The 24,304-nt window shown below is 76.4% G+C and carries 21 protein-coding genes, 1 pseudogene and 1 riboswitch; of the genes and pseudogenes, 5 read left to right on the forward strand and 17 right to left on the reverse strand.

Going from position 1 to position 24,304, the window contains the following annotated elements; all coding sequences use genetic code 11:
- Positions 1–201 precede the first annotated feature (201 nt).
- Both AB0C04_RS26085 and AB0C04_RS26090 read right to left on the reverse strand, forming a co-directional pair.
- Positions 202–1,167, reverse strand: coding sequence for a zinc-binding dehydrogenase (locus tag AB0C04_RS26085; protein WP_357059144.1), 966 nt, complete (start codon positions 1,165–1,167; stop codon positions 202–204).
- Between the two features lie 128 nt (positions 1,168–1,295).
- Positions 1,296–1,745: a MarR family transcriptional regulator gene (locus tag AB0C04_RS26090; RefSeq protein ID WP_357059147.1), complete on the reverse strand. Its 450-nt coding sequence runs from the start codon at positions 1,743–1,745 to the stop codon at positions 1,296–1,298.
- A gap of 135 nt (positions 1,746–1,880) precedes the next feature.
- Between AB0C04_RS26090 and AB0C04_RS26095 the strand changes: the two genes are divergently transcribed.
- From AB0C04_RS26095 to crcB, 4 genes are all read left to right on the forward strand, one after another.
- On the forward strand, positions 1,881–3,104 hold the full coding sequence (locus AB0C04_RS26095) for an MFS transporter (RefSeq protein WP_357059150.1): 1,224 nt from the start codon (positions 1,881–1,883) through the stop codon (positions 3,102–3,104).
- 136 nt (positions 3,105–3,240) lie between these two features.
- Positions 3,241–3,999: a class I SAM-dependent methyltransferase gene (locus tag AB0C04_RS26100; protein ID WP_357059153.1), complete on the forward strand. Its 759-nt coding sequence runs from the start codon at positions 3,241–3,243 to the stop codon at positions 3,997–3,999.
- Between the two features lie 143 nt (positions 4,000–4,142).
- On the forward strand, positions 4,143–4,628 hold the full coding sequence (locus AB0C04_RS26105) for a CrcB family protein (protein ID WP_357059350.1): 486 nt from the start codon (positions 4,143–4,145) through the stop codon (positions 4,626–4,628).
- Positions 4,625–4,987 (forward strand): fluoride efflux transporter CrcB, encoded by a 363-nt coding sequence (gene crcB / locus AB0C04_RS26110; protein ID WP_357059157.1) that lies wholly within the window; start codon positions 4,625–4,627, stop codon positions 4,985–4,987. Before AB0C04_RS26105 ends, crcB begins: the two co-directional genes overlap by 4 nt.
- Here crcB and cobA read toward each other — a convergent pair.
- The 14 genes and pseudogenes from cobA to AB0C04_RS26180 form a co-directional block, all read right to left on the reverse strand.
- Entirely contained in the window at positions 4,977–6,680 is a 1,704-nt protein-coding gene (gene cobA / locus AB0C04_RS26115) for a uroporphyrinogen-III C-methyltransferase (protein WP_357059160.1), read from the reverse strand. The genes crcB and cobA overlap by 11 nt on opposite strands.
- Complete coding sequence (locus tag AB0C04_RS26120) at positions 6,677–7,267, reverse strand: precorrin-8X methylmutase (protein WP_357059163.1); 591 nt, start codon at positions 7,265–7,267, stop codon at positions 6,677–6,679. The genes cobA and AB0C04_RS26120 overlap by 4 nt, the downstream gene beginning before the upstream one ends.
- Complete coding sequence (locus AB0C04_RS26125) at positions 7,264–8,400, reverse strand: HoxN/HupN/NixA family nickel/cobalt transporter (protein ID WP_357059166.1); 1,137 nt, start codon at positions 8,398–8,400, stop codon at positions 7,264–7,266. Before AB0C04_RS26125 ends, AB0C04_RS26120 begins: the two co-directional genes overlap by 4 nt.
- Positions 8,397–8,594: a 4Fe-4S binding protein gene (locus tag AB0C04_RS26130; RefSeq protein WP_357059168.1), complete on the reverse strand. Its 198-nt coding sequence runs from the start codon at positions 8,592–8,594 to the stop codon at positions 8,397–8,399. The genes AB0C04_RS26125 and AB0C04_RS26130 overlap by 4 nt, the downstream gene beginning before the upstream one ends.
- Positions 8,582–10,276, reverse strand: coding sequence for a precorrin-3B C(17)-methyltransferase (cobJ, locus tag AB0C04_RS26135; protein WP_357059353.1), 1,695 nt, complete (start codon positions 10,274–10,276; stop codon positions 8,582–8,584). Before cobJ ends, AB0C04_RS26130 begins: the two co-directional genes overlap by 13 nt.
- A gap of 107 nt (positions 10,277–10,383) precedes the next feature.
- Entirely contained in the window at positions 10,384–11,718 is a 1,335-nt protein-coding gene (gene cbiE, locus AB0C04_RS26140) for a precorrin-6y C5,15-methyltransferase (decarboxylating) subunit CbiE (protein ID WP_357059171.1), read from the reverse strand.
- Positions 11,715–12,866 (reverse strand): cobalt-precorrin-5B (C(1))-methyltransferase, encoded by a 1,152-nt coding sequence (locus tag AB0C04_RS26145; RefSeq protein ID WP_357059174.1) that lies wholly within the window; start codon positions 12,864–12,866, stop codon positions 11,715–11,717. The genes cbiE and AB0C04_RS26145 overlap by 4 nt, the downstream gene beginning before the upstream one ends.
- Complete coding sequence (gene cobM, locus AB0C04_RS26150; protein ID WP_357059176.1) at positions 12,863–13,720, reverse strand: precorrin-4 C(11)-methyltransferase; 858 nt, start codon at positions 13,718–13,720, stop codon at positions 12,863–12,865. The genes AB0C04_RS26145 and cobM overlap by 4 nt, the downstream gene beginning before the upstream one ends.
- Positions 13,717–14,466, reverse strand: a complete 750-nt coding sequence (gene cobI / locus AB0C04_RS26155) for a precorrin-2 C(20)-methyltransferase (protein ID WP_357059355.1) — start codon at positions 14,464–14,466, stop codon at positions 13,717–13,719. The genes cobM and cobI overlap by 4 nt, the downstream gene beginning before the upstream one ends.
- A 74-nt stretch (positions 14,467–14,540) precedes the next feature.
- Positions 14,541–15,895, reverse strand: a pseudogene (locus AB0C04_RS26160) (cobyrinate a,c-diamide synthase).
- A complete protein-coding gene (cobO, locus tag AB0C04_RS26165; protein ID WP_357059179.1) occupies positions 15,889–16,500 on the reverse strand; it encodes a cob(I)yrinic acid a,c-diamide adenosyltransferase in 612 nt (203 codons plus the stop codon). The pseudogene AB0C04_RS26160 and the gene cobO overlap by 7 nt, the downstream one beginning before the upstream one ends.
- Positions 16,500–18,695 carry a putative cobaltochelatase gene (locus tag AB0C04_RS26170; protein ID WP_357059182.1) on the reverse strand — a complete coding sequence of 732 codons (2,196 nt, stop codon included), beginning with the start codon at positions 18,693–18,695 and terminating at the stop codon, positions 16,500–16,502. Before AB0C04_RS26170 ends, cobO begins: the two co-directional genes overlap by 1 nt.
- Positions 18,692–22,366 carry a cobaltochelatase subunit CobN gene (gene cobN / locus AB0C04_RS26175; RefSeq protein ID WP_357059185.1) on the reverse strand — a complete coding sequence of 1,225 codons (3,675 nt, stop codon included), beginning with the start codon at positions 22,364–22,366 and terminating at the stop codon, positions 18,692–18,694. The genes AB0C04_RS26170 and cobN overlap by 4 nt, the downstream gene beginning before the upstream one ends.
- A gap of 141 nt (positions 22,367–22,507) precedes the next feature.
- Positions 22,508–22,669 (reverse strand): hypothetical protein, encoded by a 162-nt coding sequence (locus AB0C04_RS26180; protein WP_357059188.1) that lies wholly within the window; start codon positions 22,667–22,669, stop codon positions 22,508–22,510.
- Between the two features lie 47 nt (positions 22,670–22,716).
- A riboswitch (cobalamin riboswitch) is annotated at positions 22,717–22,846 on the reverse strand.
- A 333-nt stretch (positions 22,847–23,179) separates the two neighbouring features.
- On the opposite strand from AB0C04_RS26180, the gene AB0C04_RS26185 reads away from it, so the two are divergent.
- Complete coding sequence (locus AB0C04_RS26185) at positions 23,180–23,905, forward strand: MBL fold metallo-hydrolase (RefSeq protein ID WP_357059191.1); 726 nt, start codon at positions 23,180–23,182, stop codon at positions 23,903–23,905.
- Between the two features lie 21 nt (positions 23,906–23,926).
- Here AB0C04_RS26185 and AB0C04_RS26190 read toward each other — a convergent pair whose 3' ends face one another.
- On the reverse strand, positions 23,927–24,262 hold the full coding sequence (locus AB0C04_RS26190; protein WP_357059194.1) for a hypothetical protein: 336 nt from the start codon (positions 24,260–24,262) through the stop codon (positions 23,927–23,929).
- Between the last annotated feature and the right edge of the window lie 42 nt (positions 24,263–24,304).

Raw genomic sequence — 24,304 nt, forward strand, 5'->3', positions numbered from 1 at the left:
CGCCCGCCGATCGGGGTACCGTACGCCGGCTCGGGCCGGCCGGCACCGCCGGGTGGCCGGGCCTGATATCGCCGGGTGGCCGGGCCTGGTGTCACCGGGGCGGCTGGCGGATGCCGCCGCGGGCGGTATACCTCTGAGTCATATTCATGCCGCTGAGGTATCGCGCTCACGTGGGGTCCGGCCGCGGCGACGGCCAGCGGGTCAGACGGTGAGCAGGGTCTTGCCGATCGCCGAGCGGTCCTCGATCGCCTCGTGCGCGGCGGCGGCCCGGTGCAGCGGATACGTCTGCCCGATCAGCGGCCGGATCCGGCCGGCCGCGGCGGCGTCGAGCGCGGCCCGCAGGTAACGGCGCCGGCGCTCGGGGCTGAACTGCACGTCGGCGATGCCGACCACGGTGATGCCCCGGTCCCGGGCCGCCTCGCCGTCGGGCACGGCGAATCCGCCCGCCGGTGCGCCGTGCGCCGAGAACCAGCCGCCCGGGCGGACCAGTGGGAACACCGCGCGTCCGTACTCGCCGCCGGCGCCGTCCAGGACCACGTGCAGCCCGCCGGTGGCCGCCCGGACGGATTCGATCCAGCGCGGCTCGGCGTAGTCCACCGCGAGGTCCGCCCCGAGCCGGTACAGCGCCTCGCGCTTGGCCGCGCCCCGTGCCGCCGCGACGACGAACCCGCCGGCCGCCCGCACCTCCTGCACCAGCAGGGCGCCCAGCCCGCCGGCCGCGGCGGTGACCAGGACCTGGTCGCCGGCGCGCACCGGCACCAGGTCGAGCAGCCCGAACGCGGTCACGCCGTCGTGCAGCAGGGCGGCCGCCTCGGCAAGAGTGACTCCGTCGGGTACCACGACGACACCGTCGACCGGCGCCACCGCGCGCTCCAGGTAGCCACCGCGCTCGTCGGTGCGGGTGACCACCCGGCGCCCGATCCAGTCGGGGTCGACGCCGACGCCGACCGCGCCGACGATGCCGGCCACCCCGACTCCCGGCCGGTACGGCGGGACGACCGGGAAGTGGTCGCCGGCCGCGCCGCGCCGGATGGCCGTCTCGATCCAGAGCACGTCCGCCGCGGCCACCTCGACCAGGACCTCGCCGGGGCCGGGCGTCGGCTCCGGCGCCTCGGTCAGCGCCAGCACCTCCGGGCCGCCGAACGCGGCCACCTCGATTCTCCGCATCTCGCCCTCCGCCTCGCTCCTCGACCCGACCAGCGTCGACGGTGAAGCGGGGTTGAGGTCAACTGCCGGGCGCGGTGACGCGCCGCACGGTGCGGGCGCCGGACAGCGGGCGCCGGCAGCGGCGGCAGTCAGCGGGCGGCGGGCAGCCGGTGCAGCGCGTCGACCAGCGGCGCGAGCTCCGGGGTGGCCTCGGCCTCGGCCAGCGCCCCGGCCAGCACCCGGCCGTGGGTCGGCCGGGCTCGGGTCAGCAGCTCGGAGCCGGCCGGGGTCAGCTCGGTGTAGATGCCGCGGCGGTCGTCGGCGCAGAGGATCCGGGTGAGCAGTCCGCGCTCCTCGAGGCGGGTCACCAGCCGGGTGGTGGCGCTGCCGGAGAGCGCGGCGGCCCGGGCGAGCTGGCGCATCCGCATGTGCCAGCCGTCCTGCCGGGACAGCGCGTCCAGCACGGTGTACTCGACCACGGAGAGGTCGTGGTCGGCCTGCAGCGCGCGCTCCAGGGCGGTCTCGATGAGCCCGTGCAGTGCGGCGAGGGTGCGCCAGCCCTGCGCGCGGATCTCCACCGCGTCGTCCGCGATGCCCATGCCGCCTCCTCCAGTGATCCGGATCGCCGCCCAGGCTACCACGCTTGCGCCGATATAGAGCGCGTGCAACTATTTCGTTGTCGACGCGTGTAGTTGCACACGCTTACCATCTGCCCCCTCCCCGATGGGAAGACCATGTCCGTACGTAACCAGTCCCTGCCCGCCGGCCTGCTCGCGCTGGCCATCGGCGCCTTCGGCATCGGGCTCACCGAGTTCGTGATCATGGGCCTGCTGCCCGAGGTGGCCGCCGACTTCGCGGTCTCCGAGCCGGTGGCCGGCTGGCTGATCTCCGGCTACGCGCTCAGCGTGGCGATCGGCGGGGTGGGCCTGACCGCCGCCGTCACACGGCTGCCGCGCAAGCAGGTCCTGCTCGGCCTGATGGTGCTCTTCATCGTGGGCAACCTGCTCTCCGCCGTCGCCGACAGCTACGCGGTGATGATGACGGGGCGGATCGTCGCCGCGCTCTGCCACGGCGCCTTCTTCGGCATCGGCGCGGTCGTCGCCGCCGGGCTGGTCGCGCCGGCCCGGCGGGCCGGCGCGATCGCCATGATGTTCGCCGGGCTGACCATCGCCAACGTGCTCGGCGTGCCGTTCGGCACCTTCCTCGGCCAGCACTTCGGCTGGCGCTCGACCTTCTGGGCGATCACCGGCATCGGCGTGGTGGCGCTGGCGGGCCTGGCCCTGCTCGTCCCCGGCCGGGCAGCGGGCACCGCCGGAGCGCCGGCCGGCGGGCTCCGTGGCGAACTGCGGGCCTTCACCCACCCCCAGGTCTGGCTCTCGCTGCTGATCACCATCCTCGGCTTCGGCGGCATGTTCGGCGCCTTCACCTACATCGCCTTCACCCTCACCGAGGTCACCGGGTTCGCCTCGAGCACGGTGCCCTGGCTGCTGGTGCTCTTCGGGGTGGGGCTCTTCGCCGGCAACCTGCTCGGCGGCCGGGCGGCGGACGTGGCGTTGTCCCGCACCCTGGTCGTCGTGCTGTCGGCGCTCACCGTGGTGCTGGCGGCGTTCGCGCTGACCGCGGGCAGCAAGCCGCTGACCGTCGCCGCGCTGGTGCTGATGGGCGGCTTCGGCTTCGCGACCGTCCCGCCGCTGCAGATGCGGATCATGCGGTACGCCCACCAGGCGCCGACCATGGCCTCGGGCGCGAACATCGCCGCGTTCAACGTCGGCAACGCGCTCGGCGCGTGGGTCGGCGGGGTGACCATCGCCGCCGGACTCGGCTACACCGCGCCGATCTGGGCGGGCGCCGCACTCACCCTGCTCGGCCTGGTCGTGCTGCTCGGGGCGCTGCGACTGGCTCGCCGCGACTCCGCCCGGTCGGTGCGGCGGGGACGGGAGCCGGCCACGGTGGCCTGAGCGCCGCGCTGCCAGTGGGGCCGGGGCACTCACCCCGGCCCCACTGGGGATCATCGTGCTGCCATCCTCTCCTAATTGCAAAGTCTTGGCAACAAGGTCTGGACAGCCGGCTCGCTGCGTAACTAGCCTGACCGTCATGACTCCTTACATCACGGACACCGCCGCCTGGCAGGAGAGCTGGGACCGGCAGCAGGCGGCCTACCTGCCGGACCGGGAGCACCGCTTCGCCACCCTGCTCGACGCGGTCGACACGGTCACCGACGGCGCACCGCCACGGCTGCTCGACCTGGCCGGCGGCACCGGCACCATCTCGCTGCGCACCCTGGCGCGCTTCCCCGGCGCGCAGGTGACCCTGCTCGACCTCGACCCGGCGCTGCTCGCCATCGCGACCGCGTCGCTCGCGGGCCGGGCCACCCTGGTCACCGCCGACCTCAGCCACACCGACTGGTCGGCCACGCTCCCCCACCGGGAGTACGACGCGGTGCTGACCGCCACCGCCCTGCACTGGCTGCCGGCCGACCGGCTCGCCGGGCTCTACGCCGAGATCCGCGACGTGCTGCGCCCCGGCGGCATCCTGGCCAACGCCGACCACATGCCCGACGACGCGCTGCCCGAGCTGACCAAGCGGCTCACCGCCCGGGCCCAGGCCCGCCGCGCCGCGCGCTACGCCGCCGGCGCCGTCCTCTCCTGGTCGGACTGGTGGGACCGGGCCGGGGCGGACCCGGCCCTCGCCCCGCTGGTCGAACGCCGGCAGGCCATCTACCCGACCGGGCACAGTCCGGAGTGGAACCCGCCGGTCTCCTGGCACCTGACGGCGCTGGCCGACGCCGGCTACGCCGAGGTCGGCACCCTGTGGCGCGGCGGCGCGGACGCCGCCGTGGTCGCGGTCCGCTGACCCGGCCCCGCCCCGCGGGCGTATCCTGAGCCTCCCGCGATCTTGCACGTCGTGCCCCGGCAGACCGGCGATCCGACGCAGGTCGGGGGCACGACACTGCACGATCACGGAGACGACGGGACCGGCCCCGCCGGCGACGGAGACTGGTGGAGCGGGTGAGCGGAGCAGCGGAGCGGCGCGGCGACCCGGATGTCGACCTGCGGGTGCCCACCGACCGGTCGGAGCTGACCGCGCACCCGGCGGCGGTGCTCGGCGCGATCGCCGCCGGTGGGGTGCTCGGCGCGCTGGCCCGCGCCGGCCTCCAGGCGGCCTTCCCGCACGGCCCGACCGGCTTCCCCTGGGCGACCTTCGGCATCAACCTGGTCGGCTGCCTGCTGATCGGCGTGCTGATGGCGACGCTGCGCCGGCGCGGCGGCGGACCGCCGCTGGCCCGGCCCTTCCTCGGCGTCGGCGTGCTCGGCGGCTTCACCACCTTCTCCACCTACGCCGTGGACGTGCACCAGGCGGTCGCCGCCGGCGCCCCGGCGACGGCGCTGGCGTACCTGGCGGCCACGGTGCTCGGGGCGCTGGGCGCCGTCTGGTGCGGCGACGCCCTCACCGCCCGGCTGCTGGATCGGCGGGCCCGGTGACCGCGCTGCTGGTCGCGCTGGGCGCGGCCGTCGGGGCGCCACTGCGCTACCTCACCGACCGGGCGGTGCAGGCCCGGTTCGGCTCGGCCTTCCCGTGGGGCACGCTGACCGTCAACGTGCTCGGGTCACTGGTGCTCGGCCTGATCACCGGGCTGCCGACCAGCCCGGCGGTCGGCGCGCTGGTGGGCACCGGCTTCTGCGGCGCGCTGACCACCTGGTCCACCCTCAGCTACGAGACGCTGCGGCTGGCCCGGGCCGGCGACCGGCTGCCCGCCCTGGCCAACGTGCTGGGCAGCCTGGCCGCCGGGCTGGCCGCGGCCAGCGCCGGCTACGCGCTGGCCCAGGCGGTCACCGGCTGACCGCGCCAGGCCCGCTCGTCGCGGGTCGCAGCGCGACCACCGGACCGACCACGAAGACGCTCGGCGGTCGCAGACCCGCCCGACCGGCGACCGCGCCGATCTCGTCGAGCCGGCCCGGTACGGCCCGCTGGTCGCCCTGCCCGGCGTCCTGCACCGCCAGCACCGGGGTGTCCGGCGCCCGCCCGTGCTCGATCAGCGCGACGGCGATCTTGTCGATGGTCTCCACCGCCATCAGCAGCACCACCGTCCCCCGGGACCGGCCCAGCGCAGCCCAGTCCACGAGTGACTCCGGGTGCCCCGGCGGCAGGTGGCCGGAGACCACGGTGAACTCGTGCGCCACCCCCCGGTGGGTCACCGGCACCCCGGCCAGCGCCGGCGCGGCCAAGGCGCTGCTGACCCCCGGCACCACGCTCACCGGCACCCCGGCCGTGGCGCAGGCCTGCACCTCCTCGTGACCCCGGCCGAAGACGTACGGGTCACCGCCCTTGAGCCGGACCACCCGCCGGCCGGCGCGGGCGTGCCCGACCAGGATGTCGTTGATGGCGTCCTGCGCCATCGACGGTCCCCGGGGCACCTTCGCCGCGTCGACCACCAGCACGTCCGGGCGCAGCCCGGTGAGCAGCCCCTGCGGGGCGAGCCGGTCGACCACCACCACGTCGGCGGCGTCCAGCAGCGCCCGCCCCCGCACGGTGATCAGGTCGTCCGGACCGGGCCCTCCGCCGACGATCGCGACCGCGCCCCGGACCGGATCGCCACCGTGCCGGTGGCCGTGGCCGTGGTCGTGGTGCTGCGGGCCATCGTGGTGGTGCTGCGGGCCGTGGTGATGGTGGTGACCGCCGACCGGGTCGTCCGGGTGGTCGTGCGGGGTCTGCGGTCGCCCGACCTTGTCGGCGAAGCCGGGCATCAGCACCCGGTAGGCGCAGGTGTCGCAGTTCATCCGGATGTCCCCGCGCAGCGCCTCGGCGTACCGCTCGAGCACCAGGTCGGCGAGCGGGTCGCAGTCGCCGATCAGTTCGGCCACCCGCACGTCGACCTCCGGGTGCGCGGCGGCGTAGGCGGCCGCCTGCGCGGTGATCCGGTCCGGCAGCACGCCGGCGAAGAGGAAGTACGGCGCCACCACGACCCGCCGGGCGCCGAGCCGGCGCAGCCGCTCCAGCACCGCCGGCACCGACGGTTCGGCGAGCGAGACGAAGCCCGGCTCGACGCCGGCGTACCCGCGCCCCTCCCAGAGCAGCCGGGCGACCTTGGCCACCTCGGCGTTGGCGTCCGGATCGGTGGAGCCTCGACCGATCAGCGCGACCCAGGTGTCGGCCCGGTCGGCGCCGGCGAGGGCCGCGTCGATCCGCTGCTCCAGCACCTCGTGCAGCAGCGGGTGCGGGCCGAGCGGCCGGCCGTAGGCGTAGCTGAGCCCGGGGTGCCGGGCCTGCTCCCGGGCCAGCGCGGCGGGAATGTCCCCCTTGCCGTGCCCGGCCGCGGTGAGCACCAGCGGCAGCGCCACCAACCTGCGGTGCCCGCGCTCGACCAGGGCGCCCACCGCGTCGGTGAGCGGCGGGCGGGACAGCTCGATGAAGCCGCCCTCGACCTGGGCCACGCTGCCGGCGCAACGCCGCCGGACCCGCTCGATGAGTGCGGCGAACTGCTCGACGCCGGCCGCGCTGCGGGTACCGTGCCCCACGACCACCAGTGCGGTCACTGCTGCTCCTCGCGGTAGAGCAGGGCGTTGAGGGCGGCGGCGGCGACCGCCGAGCCGCCCTTCTCGCCCCGGTTGGAGACCGCCGGCAGGCCACTGTCGCGCAGCGCCGCCTTGGACTCGGCAGCGCCCACGAAACCGACCGGGAGGCCGACGACCAGCGCCGGTCGGGCGTCCAGTGTGATCAGTTCGGTCAGCGCGGTCGGCGCGCAGCCCACCACCCAGACCGCGCCCGGGCCGACCCGGTCCCGGGCGATCCGCATCGCCGCGGCCGACCGGGTGATGCCGGCCGTGCGGGCCAGTTCGGCGGCGGCCGGCTCGGCGACCGGGCAGAGCGCCGCCCGGCCGGTGATCCCCGCGGCGACCATCGCCACGTCGGTGACCAGCGGCGCGCCGGCGCGCAGCGCGGCCAGTCCGGCGGCCAGGGCCGCTGCGTCGCAGACCAGGTCGGTGACGTAGTCGAGGTCGGCGCTCGCGTGCACCACCCGCTCGGTGACCGCGCGGGTCAGCGGCGGCAGGTGGCTCAGGTCCACCCGGGAGCGCAGGATCTCATACGACAGCTGCTCGATCGGATGCACCGTGCGGCTCACCGGCTCTCCCCCGCCGCGGTGTGCTCCGCCGTGCCGGCCGCCCCGGTCTCGGCGGTCGGCGCCGCCGTGCCGTAGCGGCGGTCGTAGCCGCGCAGCTTCCACAGCGCCACCGCGCCCGCCCAGGAGGCCAGGAAGAGCACCACCACCACGTAGCCGAGCTGCTCGAAGTGGTCGGCGACCCCGGCGTAGCCGGCGAGGAACCGCACACCGAGGTGGTCGACGAGCAGGCCGGCGGCGTACACGCTGGCCACCACGCCACCGACGAGCACCGTCATCGTCGTGGTGGCGAGGTTGTAGTAGAGCCGCCGCGCCGGGTGCCGGTACGCCCACGAGTACGCCCTGCTCATCAGCAGGCTGTCCGCGGTGTCCATCGCGGACATCCCGGCGGCGAAGAGCAGCGGCAGGGTGAGCAGGGCCAGCACCGGCAGGCCGCCGGCCGCGGCGGTGCTCGCCGACAACGACAGCAGGGTCACCTCGCTGGCCGTCTCCAGGCCCAGGCCGAAGAGGAACCCGACCGGGGCCATGTGCCAGGAGGAGCGGACCAGCGAACGGGCCCGCGAGCCCAGAACCCGCTGCACCAGGCCGCGGTTGAGCAGATGCAGGTCGAGTTCCCGCTCGTCCAGCTCGCCGTGGCGCAGTCGGCGCCAGAGCCGGGCCAGCCCGGCCAGCACCGCGGCGTTGAGCAGCGCGACCAGGGCCAGGAACGCGGTGGCGGTGACGATCGCGACGGTGGCGCCGACCTCGCGTACCCCGGCCAGGCGCGGGCCGGTGAGGTTGGCCGAGGCCAGCCCGACGACCAGGGCCAGCAGCAGCACCACCGCGCTGTGCCCGAGGGCGAAGAAGAAGCCCACCCCGACCGGTCGCCGGCCGCGCAGCAGCATCAACCGGGTGGTGTCGTCGATCGCGGCGATGTGGTCGGCGTCGAAGGCGTGCCGCACGCCCAGCACGTACGCCAGGGCGCCCGCGCCGGCCAGGCCACCGGCGGCCACCGGCTGGTTGTTCCAGTACAGGTAGAGGCTCCAGCCGGCGACGTGCAGCACGGCGACGGCGAGCACGATCCCGCCGAGGCGGGCCCGCTCGGCGCGGCTCCACCGGCCGACCGGTGGTGCGGTGCTCACGGGGGCGGTACTCATCGGACTCCTCCGAGGTGGTGGGGTTCGGTGACGCGGATGGCGTCCACCGGGCAGATCTCCAGGCATTCCAGGCAGCCGGTGCAGCGGTCGGGGCGTACCTCCAGGCCGCCGGGGACCGGCCGGATCGCGTGGGTCGGGCAGGTGAGCAGGCAGGCGCCGCAGCCCTGGCAGGGCCCGATCGTCACGAGCGCCACCGGTACCCCCTCGGGGTGACCATCCGGCCGGCCACCAGCCGGGTGTCGCTGTTACCCACCACCACGACGCTGTACATGTCGACCACCGCCGGGTCGAAGTCGGCCAGCGTGGCCAGGTGCACGCGCTCGCCGGGGCGGCTGGCGTTGCGCACCACACCGACCGGCGTCGACGGTGGACGGTGCCCGCCGAGGATGGCCAGCGCTGCGTCGAGTTGCCAGTGCCGGGTCCGGCTGCGCGGGTTGTAGAGCAGCACCACGAGATCGCCCTCGGCGGCGGCGGTCAGCCGACGCGCGATGACCTCCCACGGGGTGTGCAGGTCGGAGAGGCTCAGGTAGGCGTGGTCGTGCCCGAGCGGCGCGCCGAGCAGCGCGCCGGCGGCCAGCGCGGCGGTCACGCCGGGCACGCCGATGACGTCGATGCGCTCGTCGGCGTACTCCAGGGCGGGGCTGGCCATCGCGTACACCCCGGCGTCGCCGGAGCCGACCAGCGCCACCGCCCGCCCGGCGGCGGCCTCGGCCACCGCGGTCCGGGCTCGGGCCTGCTCCGCGCCGAGCCCGGTCGCCAGGATCCGGGTGCCTGGGCGGAGCACGTCGCGCACCTGGTCGACGTACTGGTCGAGGCCGACCACCACGGCGGCCCGGCGGAGCTCGGCGACCGCGCGCGGGGTGCGCAGGTCGGGCGCGCCGGGGCCGAGCCCGACGAGGGCCAGCCGGCCGCGCGGGGCGTGCCGGGCGACCGCCACGGTGGCCATCGCCGAGGCGGTCTTCGGTACCACCAGCCGCGCGTCGGTGGGCCGACCGGTCACCCCGAGCAGCGCGGCGGCCTCCGCCACGCTGGGCGTGCCGACCGCCGCGCGGACCACCTCGCTGGGGTGCGGCACGTCGACCGCCGCCAGCTCCGCCGCCGGCCGGGTCAGCAGTGGTACGCCGAGCGCCTGCGCGGTCGCCACGATGCCCGCCTCGTCGGCCTTGACGTCGGCGCTGGCCAGGCAGCGCAGGCTGGCCGGACTGAGCCCGGCGTCGGCGAGCGTCCGGTGCAGCAGCTCGCGCACCTCCCCGGCGGGCACCCCCCGGCTGGCCCCGACGCCGGCGACCAGCGACGGCGGTCGCAGCACCACGGTCCGCCCGTCGAGCGGCACGATCCGGTCGGTGACCAGCAGCCGGTGTCCGGCGTCCGGACCGGCGCCCGGGTGGACGTTGCCCGGCAGGGCGGGCAGCGGCCAGGTGGCGTCGGCGACCAGCCGGACGGGTTCGCCGTCGAGGATGGCCCGGGAGACGGCCGCGACCGCGCCCTCGACCGGCCAGCCGAGGGTGTCCAGCCCGGGCAGGCCGGCCGCGTCGGTGGCGGTGGTGACGACCGGGTCGGCGTCGAGCAGCGCGCCGACCCGGGCGGCGAGGGCGTTCCCGCCGCCGGCGTGGCCGCCGAGCAGCGCGATCGCGTGCCGGGCCGCCTCGTCGACCACCACCACGGCCGGGTCGGTGTGCTTCTCGCCGAGCAGCGGGGCGAGGATCCGCACCACCGCCCCGGTGGCCAGGAACGCCACCACGGCGTCGCAGTCGGTCCAGGCGGTCCGCAGCGCGTGGGCGACGGTCTCACCGGACACGAGGCGGGCCTCGGGCCAGGCGCCGGCGAGCACCGCGGCGTGCCGGCGACCGGCCGCGGTGGCGGCGACCAGGCCGATCCGGGCCGGCGGAGGGGCCGCCGCGTCGAGCCGGTCCGCCGGGTCGGGCCCGGCGAGCGGCGTCCCGGACGGGGCGGCCACGGCGGACGGGTCGGTGCTGGTGTCGCTCACGGCTGCTCCCCGGTGAGGACGACCACCGGGTTGGTGGCCGCGAGTCGGATCGAGCCGCCCGGCAGATCGGCCAGCCGGGCGGCGGAGAGCTGGCTGCCCTCGACGGTGTAACCGGCGTCGCGGAGCAGCCCGACGGCCGGGCCGACCCGGTCGACGGCGGCGAGCGTGAGCACCACCCGCTGCGGGCGGCGGCGCGCCACGGCGGCGAGCGCCTGCGGAGCGCCGCCGCCGAGGAAGACCGCGTCCGGGTCCGGCAGGTCGTCGAGGGCCGCGGGGGCGTGGCCGGCGACCACCCGGAGGTCCACGGCGTGCGCCGCGGCGTTGGCCCGGATCCGCGCGACCGCCCGGGAATCGTGCTCGACGGCGATCACGGCGGCGCCGAGCAGCGCACACTCGATGCCGACCGACCCGCTGCCCGCGCCGACGTCCCAGACCAGCCGGCCGATCCGGGGCCGCAGCCGGGCCACCGCCAGGGCGCGTACCTCCGACTTGGTGATCATCGAGTCGCGATGCGCGTAGGCGCTCTCCGGCAACGCCCAGCCGCCGGACGGGGGCGCGGCCGGTTGGTTGTCCCACCGCATCCCGGTCGCGCCGCCGGCCGGGGCCGCGCCGCCGTCGATTCCGGACAGGGCCGCGCCGCCGTCGGCGGCGGACGGCCCGGGCGGGTCGGCGAGGCAGAGCAGGACGTGCGGGTCGGCCCAGCTGCGCGCGGCGGCCGCGGCCGGGGTGGTCTCGGTGACCCGCTCGGCGTCGGTGCCCAGGTGCTCGGCCACCACCAGCCGGCGGGACCAACCGGCCAGCCCGGCGCCGATCTCGGCCGCGCCGGCGCCGGGCGCGGTGAGCACCGCGACCGCCGGCAGCGCCCGACAGGCGTTCAGCGCCGGCCGCGGGTCCCGACCGTGCGCGCTGACCACGACCGCGTCGTCCCACGGCCGGCCGGCCCGGGCGAACGCGGCGGCGACGCTGGAGACCGCCGGCAGCACCCGCGGACGCAGGCCGGCGGCGCGCAACCGGCGGACGATGCCGAAGAAGCCGGGGTCACCGCTGGCCAGCACCACGGCGGGGGTGCCGACGGCGACAGCGGCGAGGAGCCGGTCGAGCGCGGGGGCGAGCGGCCCCAGGACGACGGTGGCGCAGCCGGGCGGCAGCGGCGCCACGGCGAGGTGCCGGGCCGCACCGACCACCAGTCCCGCCCCGGCCAAGGCCTCGGCCAACTCTGGGTTCGCCGGGCGCCCACCGGCGTCGATCCCGACGACGGTCACCCCGCCCCGGGCCGGCCCGTCGTGGGATCCGGCAATCGGATCGGCGAGCGGACGCGACGGATCGGTCATGCCGCCCACCGTCCCGAGGAGGCGACCACCCGGGAGCCGGCGAAGTCGACCATCGCCACGTCGACGGCCACCTCGCCCTCGGCGAAGCGGCGCAGCACCGCGCGGACCCGTCGGCAGAGCAGGTCCCCGGCGGGGGTGAGCAGCCCGGCGCCGTCCCACAGCTCGTACGCGTGCCGGCCGGTGTTCGCCTCGGTGACCGCGGCGACCAGCTCGGGCCCGCCGCCGGCCTCGGCGGTGACCGCCCCGAGCAGGGAGAGGTCCACCTTGGAGCGGGTGTAGTGAGTCATCAGCACGCCCGCGGCGAGCTTGGCCAGCTTGCCGGCCATCCCGACGAAGACCACCCCGGTCAGGCCGTCGGCGACGGCGGCGGTGACCGCCGCGCCGGTGAAGTCGCCGACCTCGACGAAGCAGACCTCGGGCAGCTCGGGCAGCAGCGCCCGCGCCGCCCGCTCGGTACGCCCGCCGGTGCAGAGCACCACGGTCCGCTCCCCCTGGGCGGCCATCACGTGCACCGCCTGCACCACGCTGGCCCGCCAGGAGGCGGTGGAGAACGGCCGGACGATCCCGGTGGTGCCGAGGATCGAGATGCCGCCGACGATGCCGAGTCGCCGGTTGGTGGTCTTGCGCGCCATGATCTCGCCCCCCGGCACGCTGATCACCACGCGCACGCCGACCTCGGTCAGGTCGACCACCTCGGCCACCGCCGCGCTGATCATCTGCCGGGGGGTGTCGTTGATCGCGGGCCCGCCGACCGCCAGGCCCAGGCCGGGCTTGGTGACGGTGCCGACGCCGGGGCCGCCGGCCAGGCGCAGTCCGGGGCCCGCGCCCCAGTGCACGGTCGCGGTCAGCTCGGCGCCGTGGGTGACGTCCGGGTCGTCACCGGCGTCCTTGACCACCACCGCCTCGGCTCGGGCGGGCGGGCCGGGGGTCAGCTCGCAGCGGGCGACCGGGAAGCTGACCCGGCGCCCGGCGGGCAACCCGATCTCCACCTCCCGCTGCCGCTCGCCGGAGACCAGCGCGGTCAACGCCGCCTTCGCCGCCGCGGTGGCGCAGGCCCCGGTGGTCCAGCCGGTGCGCAGCGCGGTGGGCCGGACCTTGGCGGTACGCGGCAGATCCGGCTCGCGCAGCGGCGGCTCGGCGTACGTCATGCCGGCCCGCCGGCCGGGTCGTCGCCGTCCCGACCGCGGGCCCGGCGCAGCTCGGCGCGGGCGGCGGGCTCGGCCCGGCGGAAGGTGTGGAAGTGCCCGGGGTGGTAGAGGTGCGAGCGGGTGCCGCTGGCGGCGAGCGCCGGTCCGACCAGGAAGAGCGTGTGCTTCCAGAGCTTGTGCGCCTTGACCGTCGCCGCCAGGGTGTCGACCGTGCAGCGCACCACCAACTCGTCCGGCCAGGTCGCCTGGTAGGCGACGACCGCCGGGGTGTCCGCCGGGTAGCCGCCGGCCAGCAGCTCGGCCTGCACCTGCCCGGAGCGGGCGGCGGAGAGGAAGAGCGCCATGGTGGTGCCGTGGCGGGCGAAGTCGCGGACCCGCTCCCCCGCCGGCATGGGGGTCTTGCCGCCTTCGAGGCGGGTGAGGATGACCGACTGGGCCACCTCGGGGATGGTGAGTTCCCGGCCGACGATCGCGGCGACCGCGGTGAACGACGACACCCCGGGCACGATCTCCACCGCCAGGCCGAGCGCCCGACAGAGGTCGAGCTGCTCCTGCACCGCGCCCCAGAGCGCCGGGTCGCCGGAGTGGATCCGGGCCACGATCAGCCCCTCTGCGGCGGCCCGCCGGTAGAGCGGCAACACCCCCTCGATCGGCAGCTGTGCGGAGTCGACGATCTCGGCGCCGGGCCGGGCGTGCTCGAGCACGTCGGCGTGCACCAGGCTGGCCGCCCAGATCACGATGTCGGCGGCGCCGATCACCCGGGCGGCGCGCAGGGTCAGCAGGTCCGCGGCGCCCGGGCCGGCACCGACGAACCAGACGGTGCCCGTCGGGACGCTGGCGTGCTCGCTGGTCACAGCTTTCCTCCCCGACCGTCCCGGCGGGCCGGGACGAGCAGCGTCGACAGGTACGGCAGGTCGTCCTCGGCCGCGGTGACCGGGCCGATCCGTTCGTCGGGCAGGCCGAGGCCCCGGCCCAGCACGGCATCGGCGAGGCGGTCGTGCCGGCGCAGTGCGGTGACCAGCTCCGGGTGCCGGCGCCAGCCCTTGTAGGCGACCACCGTGCCCGGCCCGGCCAGGGCGTCCTCGAAGAGCGCCAACCCGGCGGTGGCCGGCAGCAGGGTCAGCGGCTCGCGCCCCGCGCAGAGCGGCACGCCGCTGCGCGCGGCGAGGTCCTGCATCGCGGTGACGCCGGGCACCGTGCGCACCTCGACCGCCGGGCGCAGCGCCCGGACTCCCTCGGCCAGGTAGCCGAAGGTGGAGTAGACGTTCGGGTCGCCGATGGTGGCGAAGGCGATCGCGCGGGCGCCGCCGTCCACCGCGGCGGCCACCGTGCGGGCGGCCTCGTCCCAGGCCCGTTGCCGGCGGGCGGTCACTCCACCCCGGTCGTCGAGGGCGAACGGCAGCCGGCGCAGCCGGGCCGCGGCCAGGTGCGCGCGCACGGTGGTCTCGGCCCGGCCGGGGGCCGCGTCGGCGTCCGCGGTGTGCCGGTCCAGCACGGGTACGAACACCACGTCGGCCTCGCGCAGCACCCGGACCGCCTTGACGGTGAGCAGCTCGGGGTCGCCCGGCCCGACGCCCACCCCGGTCAGCGTGGCCACCACGCCCGGCCGGACCCGCTCGGCGTCGCGCCCGGCACCGGTGTCGGCGACGCCCGGCCGGACCTGCTCCGCCGCGCTCACCGGGTCGCCGCCTCGACCAGCCGGCGGGCGGCCGCCGGCTGGCCCGCCCAGTGGGTGTGCAGGTAGGAGGCGTGCACCTGGCCGGTGACGAAGCCGTGCGCGCCGCCGTCCCAGCGCCACGCCGGTCGTTCGCCGTGCGCCGGGTCGGTGACCGTGCGGTGGAACTCGTGGCCGCGTACCGGCTCGCCGGATCGGGTGACCGGGGAGTCGGCGGCGGCCACCGCGTCGCGGTAGCCGAGGGTGAGCGTGCCGGTCATCCGGGCGGTGAGGTCGAGCCGGCCGCACATCGGCACGCCGTCCAGGGCGCGGCCGAGGTAGAGCAGTCCGGCGCACTCGGCGACCACCGGGCCGGCGAAGTCGGACAGTTCGGCGCGGAGCGCGGTGTTGGCGGCCAGCTGGTCCGCGTACGTCTCGGGAAAGCCGCCGCCGATGACCACCGCGCGGGTGCCGGCGGGCAGCGCGGAATCGCGCAGCGGGTCCACGGTGGCGACGGTGGCGCCGGCCGCGGCGAGCAGCTCGGCGGTCTCGGCGTAGGAGAAGGTGAACGCGGCGCCACCGGCGACCGCGACCACCGGACGGCCGGTGCCGACCCGGCCGCCGACCTCGGCGAGCGGGTCCCAGGCCGGCGCGGTCAGTGGCGGCGCGGTACGGGCCAGGTCGAGCACCGCGTCGAGGTCCACGGTGGACTCGACGAGGTCGGCCAGCGCGGTCACCACGGCGACCGACCCGGGCGCCCGCTCGGCGACCGGCACCAGCCCGAGGTGTCGCGACGGCGCGGCTACCTCGCCGGCCCGGGCGACCGCCCCGAGCACCGGCACGTCGACCTCGGCGAGGGCGTCGCGCAGCAGCTTCTCGTGCCGGGGCGAGCCGACCCGGTTGAGGATCACACCGCCGATGCGTACCCGGCGCTCGAAGGCGGCCATGCCCAGGGTCAGCGCCGCCGCCGAGCGGCCTTGTGCGGTGGTGTCCAGCACCAGCAGCACCGGGGCCTCGACCAGCCGGGCGACGTGCGCGGTGGACGCGTACCCGCGCCGGCCGACGGCGCCGTCGTGCAGCCCCATCACGCCCTCGATCACCGCGATGTCGGCCGGCGTCGGCGTGCTCGCGCCGTGGCCAGCAGCGGCGCGATGCGCTCCGCGCCGACCAGCCAGGGGTCGAGGTTGCGGCCGGGCCGACCGGCGGCGAGCGCGTGGTAGCCGGGGTCGATGTAGTCCGGCCCGACCTTGTGCGGGCTCACCGTCAGTCCACGGCGACGCAGCGCGGCGAGCAGCCCGGTGGCCACCGTGGTCTTGCCGTGCCCGCTGGCCGGGGCGGCGACCACCACCCGCGGCAGCTCCTGGGGGGTCACCACTCGATGCCCTTCTGGCCCTTCTGGCCGACGTCCATCGGGTGCTTGACCTTGGTCAGCTCGGCGACCAGGTCGGCCGCCTCGACCAGCCGGGGGTCGGCGTCGCGTCCGGTGATCACCACGTGCTGGAAGCCGGGCCGGACGGCGAGGGTGGCGACCACCTCGTCGACGTCCACCCAGCCCCACTTCATCGGGTAGGTGAACTCGTCGAGCACGTAGAGCCCGTAGCGCTGCGCGGCCAGGTCGCGCTGGATCTGCCGCCACCCCTCCAGGGCGTCGGCGGCGTGGTCGGCCTCGTCGCCGCGCTGGATCCAGGACCAGCCCTCGCCCATCTTGTGCCAGGCCACCGGGGCGCCCTGGCCGGTGCGCTCGTGCACCTCGCCCAGCGCGCGGAAGGCGTTCTCCTCCCCCACCCGCCACTTGGCGCTCTTGACGAACTGGAACACCCCGACCGGCAGCCCGGCGGTCCAGGCGCGCAGCGCCAGGCCGAACGCCGCCGTCGACTTCCCCTTCATCTGTCCGGTGTGCACGACCAACAGCGGTCGCTTGCGCCGCTGCCGGGTGGTCAGCCCGTCGGCGGGTACGTGGGACGGCTTCCCCTGCGGCATCAGGCGGCGCTCCTTCGGCGGTCGTGGTCGGTGACGGTGGCGCGGCGGGTGGCGAGGTCGGTGAGCGGCGCGGTGGTGATCTGGTCGAGCGGGTGGTGCTCGGCGCCCAGTTGGGCGGCGAGGCGGCCGGCCAGGCCGAGGCGGACCGGGCCGGTCTCGCAGTCGACGACGACGCACGAAGCGCCGGTGGCGGCGAGCACGGCCGCGGCCCGGGCGGCGCGTGGCAGCGGCCGGTCGCCGGCGGTGGCCCGGCCGTCGGTGAGCACGAGCACCAGCGGCCGTCGGCGCGGGTCGCGCAGCCGCTCCACCCGCAGCAGCTCGGTGGCGGCGAGCAGGCCCTCGGCGAGCGGGGTACGCCCGCCGGTGGGCAGCTCGGTGAGGCGGGCCGAGGCGGCGAGCACCGACGAGGTGGCCGGCAGCAGGGTCTGCGCGCCGGTGCCCCGGAAGGAGACCACGGCGACCTTGTCCCGCCGCTGGTAGGCGTCGGTGAGCAGGGCGAGCACCGCGCCCTTGACGGCGGTCATCCGGTGCCGGGCGCCCATCGACCCGCTGGCGTCGACCAGGAAGAGCACCAGGTTGCCCTCGCGCCCCTCACGGACCGCCTCCCGCAGGTCGGCCGGGCGCAGCCGCAGCGGGCCGCCGGCGTTGCGGCCGCGGGCCGCCTGGTGCGGGGCGGCGGCGCGGACGGTGGCGGGCAGGTGCAGGGCGCCGGCCCGGCCACCGGCCGGGATCCGCGCTCCGGTGGTCCGGCCCCGTCCGGTGCGGGCGCGGGACCGCCGGCCCGGCACCCCGTCGCCGACCCCGGGGGCGGTGAGCAGCCGGGCCTTCAGGCCGCCCTGGGGTACGGCCACCGGCTGGCCGTCGACGGAGCCGGACCCGGGTCGGGCCGGTTCGCCGGCCGTACGGCCGATCTCGTCGGAACCGGTGCCATCGGCGCCCGGGTGCTGGTCGCCGTCGCGTTGGCCGTCGGCGGCCGAGCCGTCCGGGTGGCCCGGGTCGGTACCGCCGTCGCGATCCCGCCCGTCGTCGCCCTGGCCGTCGGGGCCGGTGGGGCCGGCCTCGCCCGGACCGCCCGCACCGCCGCGACCGTCCGGGCCGCCGGCTTCGGAGCCGCCGTCCGGACCGCCGGACGGGTCGTCGGGACCGCCGGAGCCGCCGCCGCCCGGCGGGTCGTCGTCCGGGTCGTCGTCGCGGGCCCGGTCCAGGGCCTCGTCGAGTCGCTTCTCGTCGAGCCCGGGCGTGTCGAACGGGTCCCGCCGGCGGCGGTGCGGCAGCGCCAGCCGGGCGGCCACCCGGACGTCGTCGACGGTGACTCGGTCCCGGCCGTGCCAGGCGGCGTGCGCGAGCGCCGTGCGGGCGGTGACGATGTCGGCGCGCATCCCGTCGACGTCGAACGCCGCGCAGACCTCCGCGATCTGGCGCAGCGCGGCGTCCGGCAGCAGCACCCGGTCGAGCCGGTCGCGGGCCGCCGCGACCCGCCGGGCGACCTCGGCGTCGGCGTCGGCCCAGCGGGCGGCGAAACCGGCCGGGTCGGCGTCGGCGGCGAGCCGGCGGCGGACCACCTCGACCCGGACCGCCGGGTCCCGGCTGGCACCCACCTCGACGGTGAGCCCGAACCGGTCGAGCAGCTGCGGGCGCAGCTCCCCCTCCTCCGGGTTCATCGTGCCGACCAGCAGGAAGCGGGACGCGTGGCTGACCGAGACGCCCTCCCGTTCGACGTGGCTGCGCCCCATCGCGGCCGCGTCGAGCAGCAGGTCCACCAGGTGGTCGTGGAGCAGGTTGACCTCGTCGACGTAGAGCACCCCGCGGTGCGCGGCGGCGAGCAGGCCCGGCTCGAAGGCGCGTACCCCCGCGCCGAGGGCCTTCTCCAGGTCCAGCGAGCCGACCACCCGGTCCTCGGCGGCGCCGACCGGCAGCTCGACCAGTCGGGCCGGGCGGCGCTCGGCGGCGGGCCGGGCCGGGTGCGGGCCGTCCGGGCAGCCCGGGTCGGGTGCGGCTGGGTCGCAGGCGAACCGGCAGCCGGCGACCTGCTCGACCGGGGGCAGCAGCGCCGCCAGGGCCCGCACCGCGGTGGACTTCGCGGTGCCCTTCTCGCCCCGGACCAGCACCCCGCCGATGGCCGGGCTGACCGCGTTGAGCAGCAGGGCGAGGCGCATGTCGTCCATGCCGAGCACGGCGCTGAACGGGTAGCTCATGCCCGGTCCTCCAGGTCGCCCTCGGTGGCCAGGTACGTCTCGCGCAGCCGCTCCAGGGTGGCCGGGTCGGGCTCCGCCCAGAGCCGGCGGTCGGCGGCCTCGAGCAGCCGCTCGGTGATGCCCCGCAGCGCCCACGGGTTGGACTCCTCGAGGAACTCCCGGGTGGCCGGGTCGAAGACGTACGCGGCGGCCAGGTGCTCGTACATCCAGTCGTCCACCACGCCGGCGGTGGCGTCGTAGCCGAACAGGTAGTCCACCGTGGCGGCGAGCTCGAAGGCGCCCTTGTAGCCGTGCCGGCGCATCGCGGCGATCCACTTCGGATTGACCACCCGGGCCCGGAACACCCGGCGGGTCTCCTCGCCCAGCGTCCGGGTCCGCACGTCGTGCGGCATCGCCGAGTCACCCACGTACGCGGCCGGCGCGGCGCCGGTGAGGTGCCGGACCATCGCCACCATGCCGCCGTGGTACTGGAAGTAGTCGTCGGAGTCGACGATGTCGTGCTCCCGAGTGTCCTGGTTCTTCACCGCAACCGCGATCCGGGCGAAGGAGCGTTCCATGTCGGCCCGCGCCTCCCGCCCGTCCAACCCCCGGCCGTAGGCGTAGCCGCCCCAGACGGCGTACACCTCGGCCAGGTCGGCGTCGCTGCGCCAGTTCCGGGCGTCGATCAGCGGCAGCAGCCCCGCCCCGTACGCCCCGGGCTTGGAGCCGAAGATGCGGGCGGTGGCCCGCCGCTCGTCGCCGTGCTCGGCCACGTCGGCGGCCACGTGGGCGCGGACGAAGTTCTGCTCGGCCGGCTCGTCCAGGGCGGCGACCTGCCGGACGGCGTCGTCGAGCAGCGCCACCACGTGCGGGAAGGCGTCCCGGAAGAAGCCGGAGATCCGGACGGTGACGTCGATGCGGGGGCGGCCCAACTCGGGCAGCGGCACCACCTCGACGCCGGTGACCCGGCGGGAGCGGTCGTCCCAGGTGGGACGGCAGCCGAGCAGGGCCAGCACCTCGGCGATGTCGTCGCCCTGGGTCCGCATCGCGCTGGTGCCCCAGACGGTCAGCCCGACCGACCGGGGGTACGCGCCGGTGTCGGCCAGGTGCCGGGCCAGCAACGAGTCGGCGAGGGCCACCCCGACGTCCCAGGCGTTGCGGCTGGGGATCGCCTTCGGGTCGACGGAGTAGAAGTTGCGGCCGGTCGGCAGGACGTTGACCAGGCCCCGGGTGGGCGAGCCGGAGGGTCCGGGCGGGACGAACCGGCCGTCCAGCGCGGCCAGGGTGTTGGTCAGTTCGTCGGTGGTCCGCGCCAGCCGCGGCACCAGCTCGGTCGCGGCGAACCGGAGCACCGCGGCGGCTTCCGGGATCGCCCGGCCGGTCACCTCGGTGACCACCGGGTCGACCTGCGCGGGGTCCCAGTCGAGGGTCTCCATGCCGACGACCAGCCGGCGTGCCAGGGCCTCGATCAGGTCGACCGCGTCGGCGGCGGTCGCGGCCGGGCCGTCCACGGTGTCGGTCAACGCGGCGGGCACGGTCAGTCGCTCGCCGGGCGCGGCGAGCAGCGCCATCTCGTCGAGGTCGTAGCTGGCGGCCAGGGCCTGGCGCAGGCCGGGCAGGACCCGGCTGCCGCCCCAGACCTGCGGCGCACGCAGTACGGCGAGGACGAGGTTGACCCGGGGCTCGCCGGTGGGCGCGGCGGCGAGGATGTGCAGGCCGTCGCGGATCTGCACGTCCTTGACCTCGCAGAGGTAGCCGTCCAGGTGCAGCACGAAGTCGTCGAACTCCTCGGCGGCGGGCATCTGCTCGGCGTGCAGGTCGTGGTGCAGCTCCGCGGCGCGGACCAGGTCCCAGATCTGCGCCCGCACGGTCGGCACCTTGGCCGGGTCGAGGGCCTGGACGGTGGCGTACTCGTCGAGCAGCTGCTCCAGCTTCGCCAGTTCGCCGTAGGTCTCGGCGCGGGCCATCGGCGGGACCAGGTGGTCGACCACCACGGCGTGGGCCCGCCGCTTGGCCTGGGTGCCCTCGCCGGGGTCGTTGACGATGAACGGGTAGACCAGCGGGAGGTCGTCGAGGACGGCGTCCGGCGCGCAGTCGGCGGCCAGCCCGAGGCCCTTGCCGGGCAGCCATTCCAGGGTGCCGTGCTTGCCGAGGTGCACCACCGCGTCGGCGCCGAAGCCGCCGTCGGCCGGGGGTGCGGCGAGCCAGCGGTACGCGGCCAGGTAGTGGTGGCTGGGCGGCAGGTCCGGATCGTGGTAGATGGCGATCGGGTTCTCACCGAAGCCCCGTGGCGGCTGGATGAGCAGCACCACGTTGCCGAAGCGCAGCCCGGCGAGCACCAGGTCACCGCCGTCGGTGTACAGCTCGCCGGGCGGCTCGCCCCAGTGCGACCGCATCCGTTCCCGCAGGGCGGTCGGTAGCTGTTCGAACCAGCGCCGGTACACCCCGCCGGGCACCCGCGCCTCGGCGGCGGCGAGCTGTTCCGGGGTGAGCCATTCGACGTCGTGGCCGCCGGCGGCGATCAGGGCGTGGATCAGCGCGTCCCCGTCGTCGGGGGCCGGGCCGTCGCCCAGGTGGTAGCCGGCCTCGGCGAGCGCGGCGAGCAGCCGGACCGCGGAGGCCGGGGTGTCCAGGCCGACCGCGTTGCCGACCCGGGAGTGCTTGGTCGGGTAGGAGCTGAGCACCACCGCGAGCCGCTTCTCGGCGTTCGGCAGCCGGCGCAGCCGGGCCTGCCGGACCGCGATGCCGGCGACCCGGGCGGCGCGCTCCGGGTCGGCGGCGTAGACGGAGAGGCCGTCGGCGTCGATCTGCTTGAACGAGAACGGCACGGTGATGATCCGGCCGTCGAACTCGGGAACGGCCACCTGCATGGCGGCGTCCAGCGGGGACAGTCCGGCGTCCGAGCCGGCCCACTGCTCGCGGGTGCTGGTCAGGCAGAGCGCCTGGATCACCGGCACGTCGAGGGCGGCGAGCGCGCCGACGTCCCAGGCGTCGGGGTCGCCGCCGCCGGAGGCGTCCGCGGCGACCGTGCCGCCGGCGGCGAGGACGGTGACCAGCAGCGCGTCGCAGCGGGCGAGCAGCCCGATCGGACCGGCGTCGGCGGTCAGCCCGCGCAGCGAACCACAGTAGACGGGCAGCGGTTCACCGCCGGCCGCCTCGACCGCGTCGGCGAGGGTGTCGACGAAGGCGGTGTTCCCGGCGAGCGCGTGCGCCCGGTAGAAGACGATGCCGATCGTCGGCCGGTCGCCGGTTCCGGCGGCGGGCCGGTCGCCGTGCACGCCGTAGGCGGGGGTGGGCGCGGGTGGCGCGAAGCCCTCGCCGGTGAGCAGCACCGTGTCGGAGAGGAAGTGGGCGAGCTGGGCCAGGTTCTCCGGGCCACCCTCGACGAGGTACGCGAGCGCCTGGGTGACCACTCCGGAGGGCACGGTGGAGGCCGCCATCAGCTCCGCGTCGGGCACCGCCTCGCCGCCGAGCACGACCGTCGGCACGCCGGAGTCGAGCACCGCGGCGAGCCCGTCCGGCCACGCCGGCCGGCCGCCCAGCAGCCGTACGACGGCGAGGTCGACGCCGTCGAGCAGCGCGGGCACGGCGTCGGCGTCGAGCCGGGCGGGGTTGGCCAACCGGTAGTCGGCGCCGCTGGCACGGGCCGCCAGCAGGTCGGTGTCGGCGGTGGAGAGCAGCAGGGTGCGCACGGAAAGCTCCGGAGAGTAACGCCCGTCCGGTCGCGGCGGCGGTCGGGCGGGGCGGGTGGGCGCGGGTTCAGCGGATGCGGCGAGCGGGCGCCCGGTTCACCGGCGACGGGCCGGTGTCGCCGGGCGGCGCGGCGCGGAACCTCAGCGGGCGGCGCGGCCGGTTGCGGGCTCGGTGGCCCGGCCGGGCGGCAGCGTGCCGGTGCGGCTGATCGTGGGTGCGCCGGCGCGGCTCATCGTGGGCGCGTTGGCGCGTCCGGGCCGGTCGCGGCGGATCTCATCGGCGATGCAGACGCGGTGCGTCATCGGGTCCTCCTCGGGTGTCCACGCCCTGGGGCACATCCCGACGGCCGAAGTATCCTGGCTCCCAGATCGACGCTCACCCCCGGCCTTCCAACCGCGCACGCACGGCCGTGACTCACGAGGGGGGATCGCTCCCCGGTGACAGTGGCGGGACCGCGCCGGAATCGCACCGGCTTCCTTCACTGCCGTCAGGCCGCGAATGCTGCCACACCCGTCCGCCGCCGGTCAACGCCGCCCCCGGCCGCTCGATACCCACGCCAGCCATCGATGCACAACGATTGACTGAGCGCGCGGACCAGTTCGGACGATGCCCGGGATCAATGCCGCGCGCCCTTTGCTCTGCTTCAGCGGAGGCGACAGTGGCGGCGCCTTTTCGTTGCCTGCGCTGAAGCAGAGCAAAGGCGCCGGGCAGGCGGGTCGGCCGGACGGAATGGCTGGCGGGAGCGGCAATCGCCGATCGTCCGGCTACCATCGGCCCGGTCGCCGAGCAATCGGCCCGACCTGAAACGGGGGATGACCGCCATCATCGCCATGGAGTTCCACCATCTCGCCGGCCGGGTCTGGATCTGCCCCGGCGATCCGGACCCCGACGCCGTCCAGGCCGGCGTCGCCGTGGTGGCCGACGAGCGCGGCAGTGTGATGATCGACGCGGGCCAGAGCCCGGCGCACGCCCGCGAGATCCGCGCCGCGCTGGCGGCGGCCGGGTTGCCGCCGCCACGCTGGCTGGTCTACACCCACCATCACTGGGACCACGTCTGGGGCGCCTGCGCCTGGCCGGAGGTGGAGATCGTGGGCCACGTCGCCGGCGCCGAGCTGCTCCGCGCGGAGGCGGCCCGGCCGTGGAGCCACCGCTACCTGCGCGAGCAGGTCCGGGACAATCCGCGACTCACACCGAGCTTCCGGGCCCGGGCGTTCGCCGTCGACTCGTGGGACGACTTCACGGTGCTGCCGCCGAGCCGCACCTTCGCCTACACGTACGACCTGCCGGTCGGGGTACGGCTACAGCACGTCGGCGGCCGGCACGCACCGGACTCGACGGTGGTGCTGGTGCCCGACTCCGGCGTCGTGCTGCTCGGCGACTCCTACTACCCGCCACCGGCGCACCTGCGCCGGCCGGAAGACGGTCTCGACCTCGCGCTGGTGAGCCGGCTGCTCGACGACGACTACCACTGGTACGTCTCCAGCCACGGCGAACCGATGACCCTGGAGCAGGCCCGGGAAGCCGTCAACGCCGGCTGACGGGGCGGCGGTCCGGCGCGGTCAGCGGGCCCGCCGCTCCGGGTGGGCCCGGTTCCAGGCGCGCATCCGCTCCGGGTAGCCGGTGCGAGCGGCCTCGTAGAGCGGGACCGCGCGCCGGCGGGCGATGGCAGCCGCCGCCCGCGGCGAGCCGGTGCGGCGGCGGATCCACTCACCGTCGTGGGCGATCGCCACCACGGTGGTGTCGGTCGCGGTGGTCTCCGGCTCCAGGTAGAACTCCACTCCCTGCCGGCTGGCGACGAACTCCTCCAGCGCGGCGAGATCGTCCCGGGTCGCCTCCCGGTCCAGCTTCGTGGGGGTCCCTTCGGTGCCCCGGGACCGCCGGTTGAACCAGCCCATGCCCGACTCCTCTCCTCGGCCTTCCCCCCAGTGCAGCACCGC

It is taken from the genome of Micromonospora sp. NPDC048909, from assembly GCF_040649635.1.
Lineage (GTDB): Bacteria > Actinomycetota > Actinomycetes > Mycobacteriales > Micromonosporaceae > Micromonospora.

Excerpts from the sequence above, each read along its gene's own strand:
- AB0C04_RS26085 (WP_357059144.1), bottom strand. The coding sequence starts at position 1,167 with ATGCGGAGAATCGAGGTGGCCGCGTTCGGCGGCCCGGAGGTGCTGGCG.
- AB0C04_RS26090 (WP_357059147.1), bottom strand. The coding sequence starts at position 1,745 with ATGGGCATCGCGGACGACGCGGTGGAGATCCGCGCGCAGGGCTGGCGC.
- AB0C04_RS26095 (WP_357059150.1), top strand. The coding sequence starts at position 1,881 with ATGTCCGTACGTAACCAGTCCCTGCCCGCCGGCCTGCTCGCGCTGGCC.
- AB0C04_RS26100 (WP_357059153.1), top strand. The coding sequence starts at position 3,241 with ATGACTCCTTACATCACGGACACCGCCGCCTGGCAGGAGAGCTGGGAC.
- AB0C04_RS26125 (WP_357059166.1), bottom strand. The coding sequence starts at position 8,400 with ATGAGTACCGCCCCCGTGAGCACCGCACCACCGGTCGGCCGGTGGAGC.
- cbiE (WP_357059171.1), bottom strand. The coding sequence starts at position 11,718 with ATGACCGATCCGTCGCGTCCGCTCGCCGATCCGATTGCCGGATCCCAC.
- AB0C04_RS26145 (WP_357059174.1), bottom strand. The coding sequence starts at position 12,866 with ATGACGTACGCCGAGCCGCCGCTGCGCGAGCCGGATCTGCCGCGTACC.
- cobO (WP_357059179.1), bottom strand. The coding sequence starts at position 16,500 with ATGCCGCAGGGGAAGCCGTCCCACGTACCCGCCGACGGGCTGACCACC.
- AB0C04_RS26170 (WP_357059182.1), bottom strand. The coding sequence starts at position 18,695 with ATGAGCTACCCGTTCAGCGCCGTGCTCGGCATGGACGACATGCGCCTC.
- AB0C04_RS26180 (WP_357059188.1), bottom strand. The coding sequence starts at position 22,669 with ATGACGCACCGCGTCTGCATCGCCGATGAGATCCGCCGCGACCGGCCC.
- AB0C04_RS26185 (WP_357059191.1), top strand. The coding sequence starts at position 23,180 with ATGACCGCCATCATCGCCATGGAGTTCCACCATCTCGCCGGCCGGGTC.
- AB0C04_RS26190 (WP_357059194.1), bottom strand. The coding sequence starts at position 24,262 with ATGGGCTGGTTCAACCGGCGGTCCCGGGGCACCGAAGGGACCCCCACG.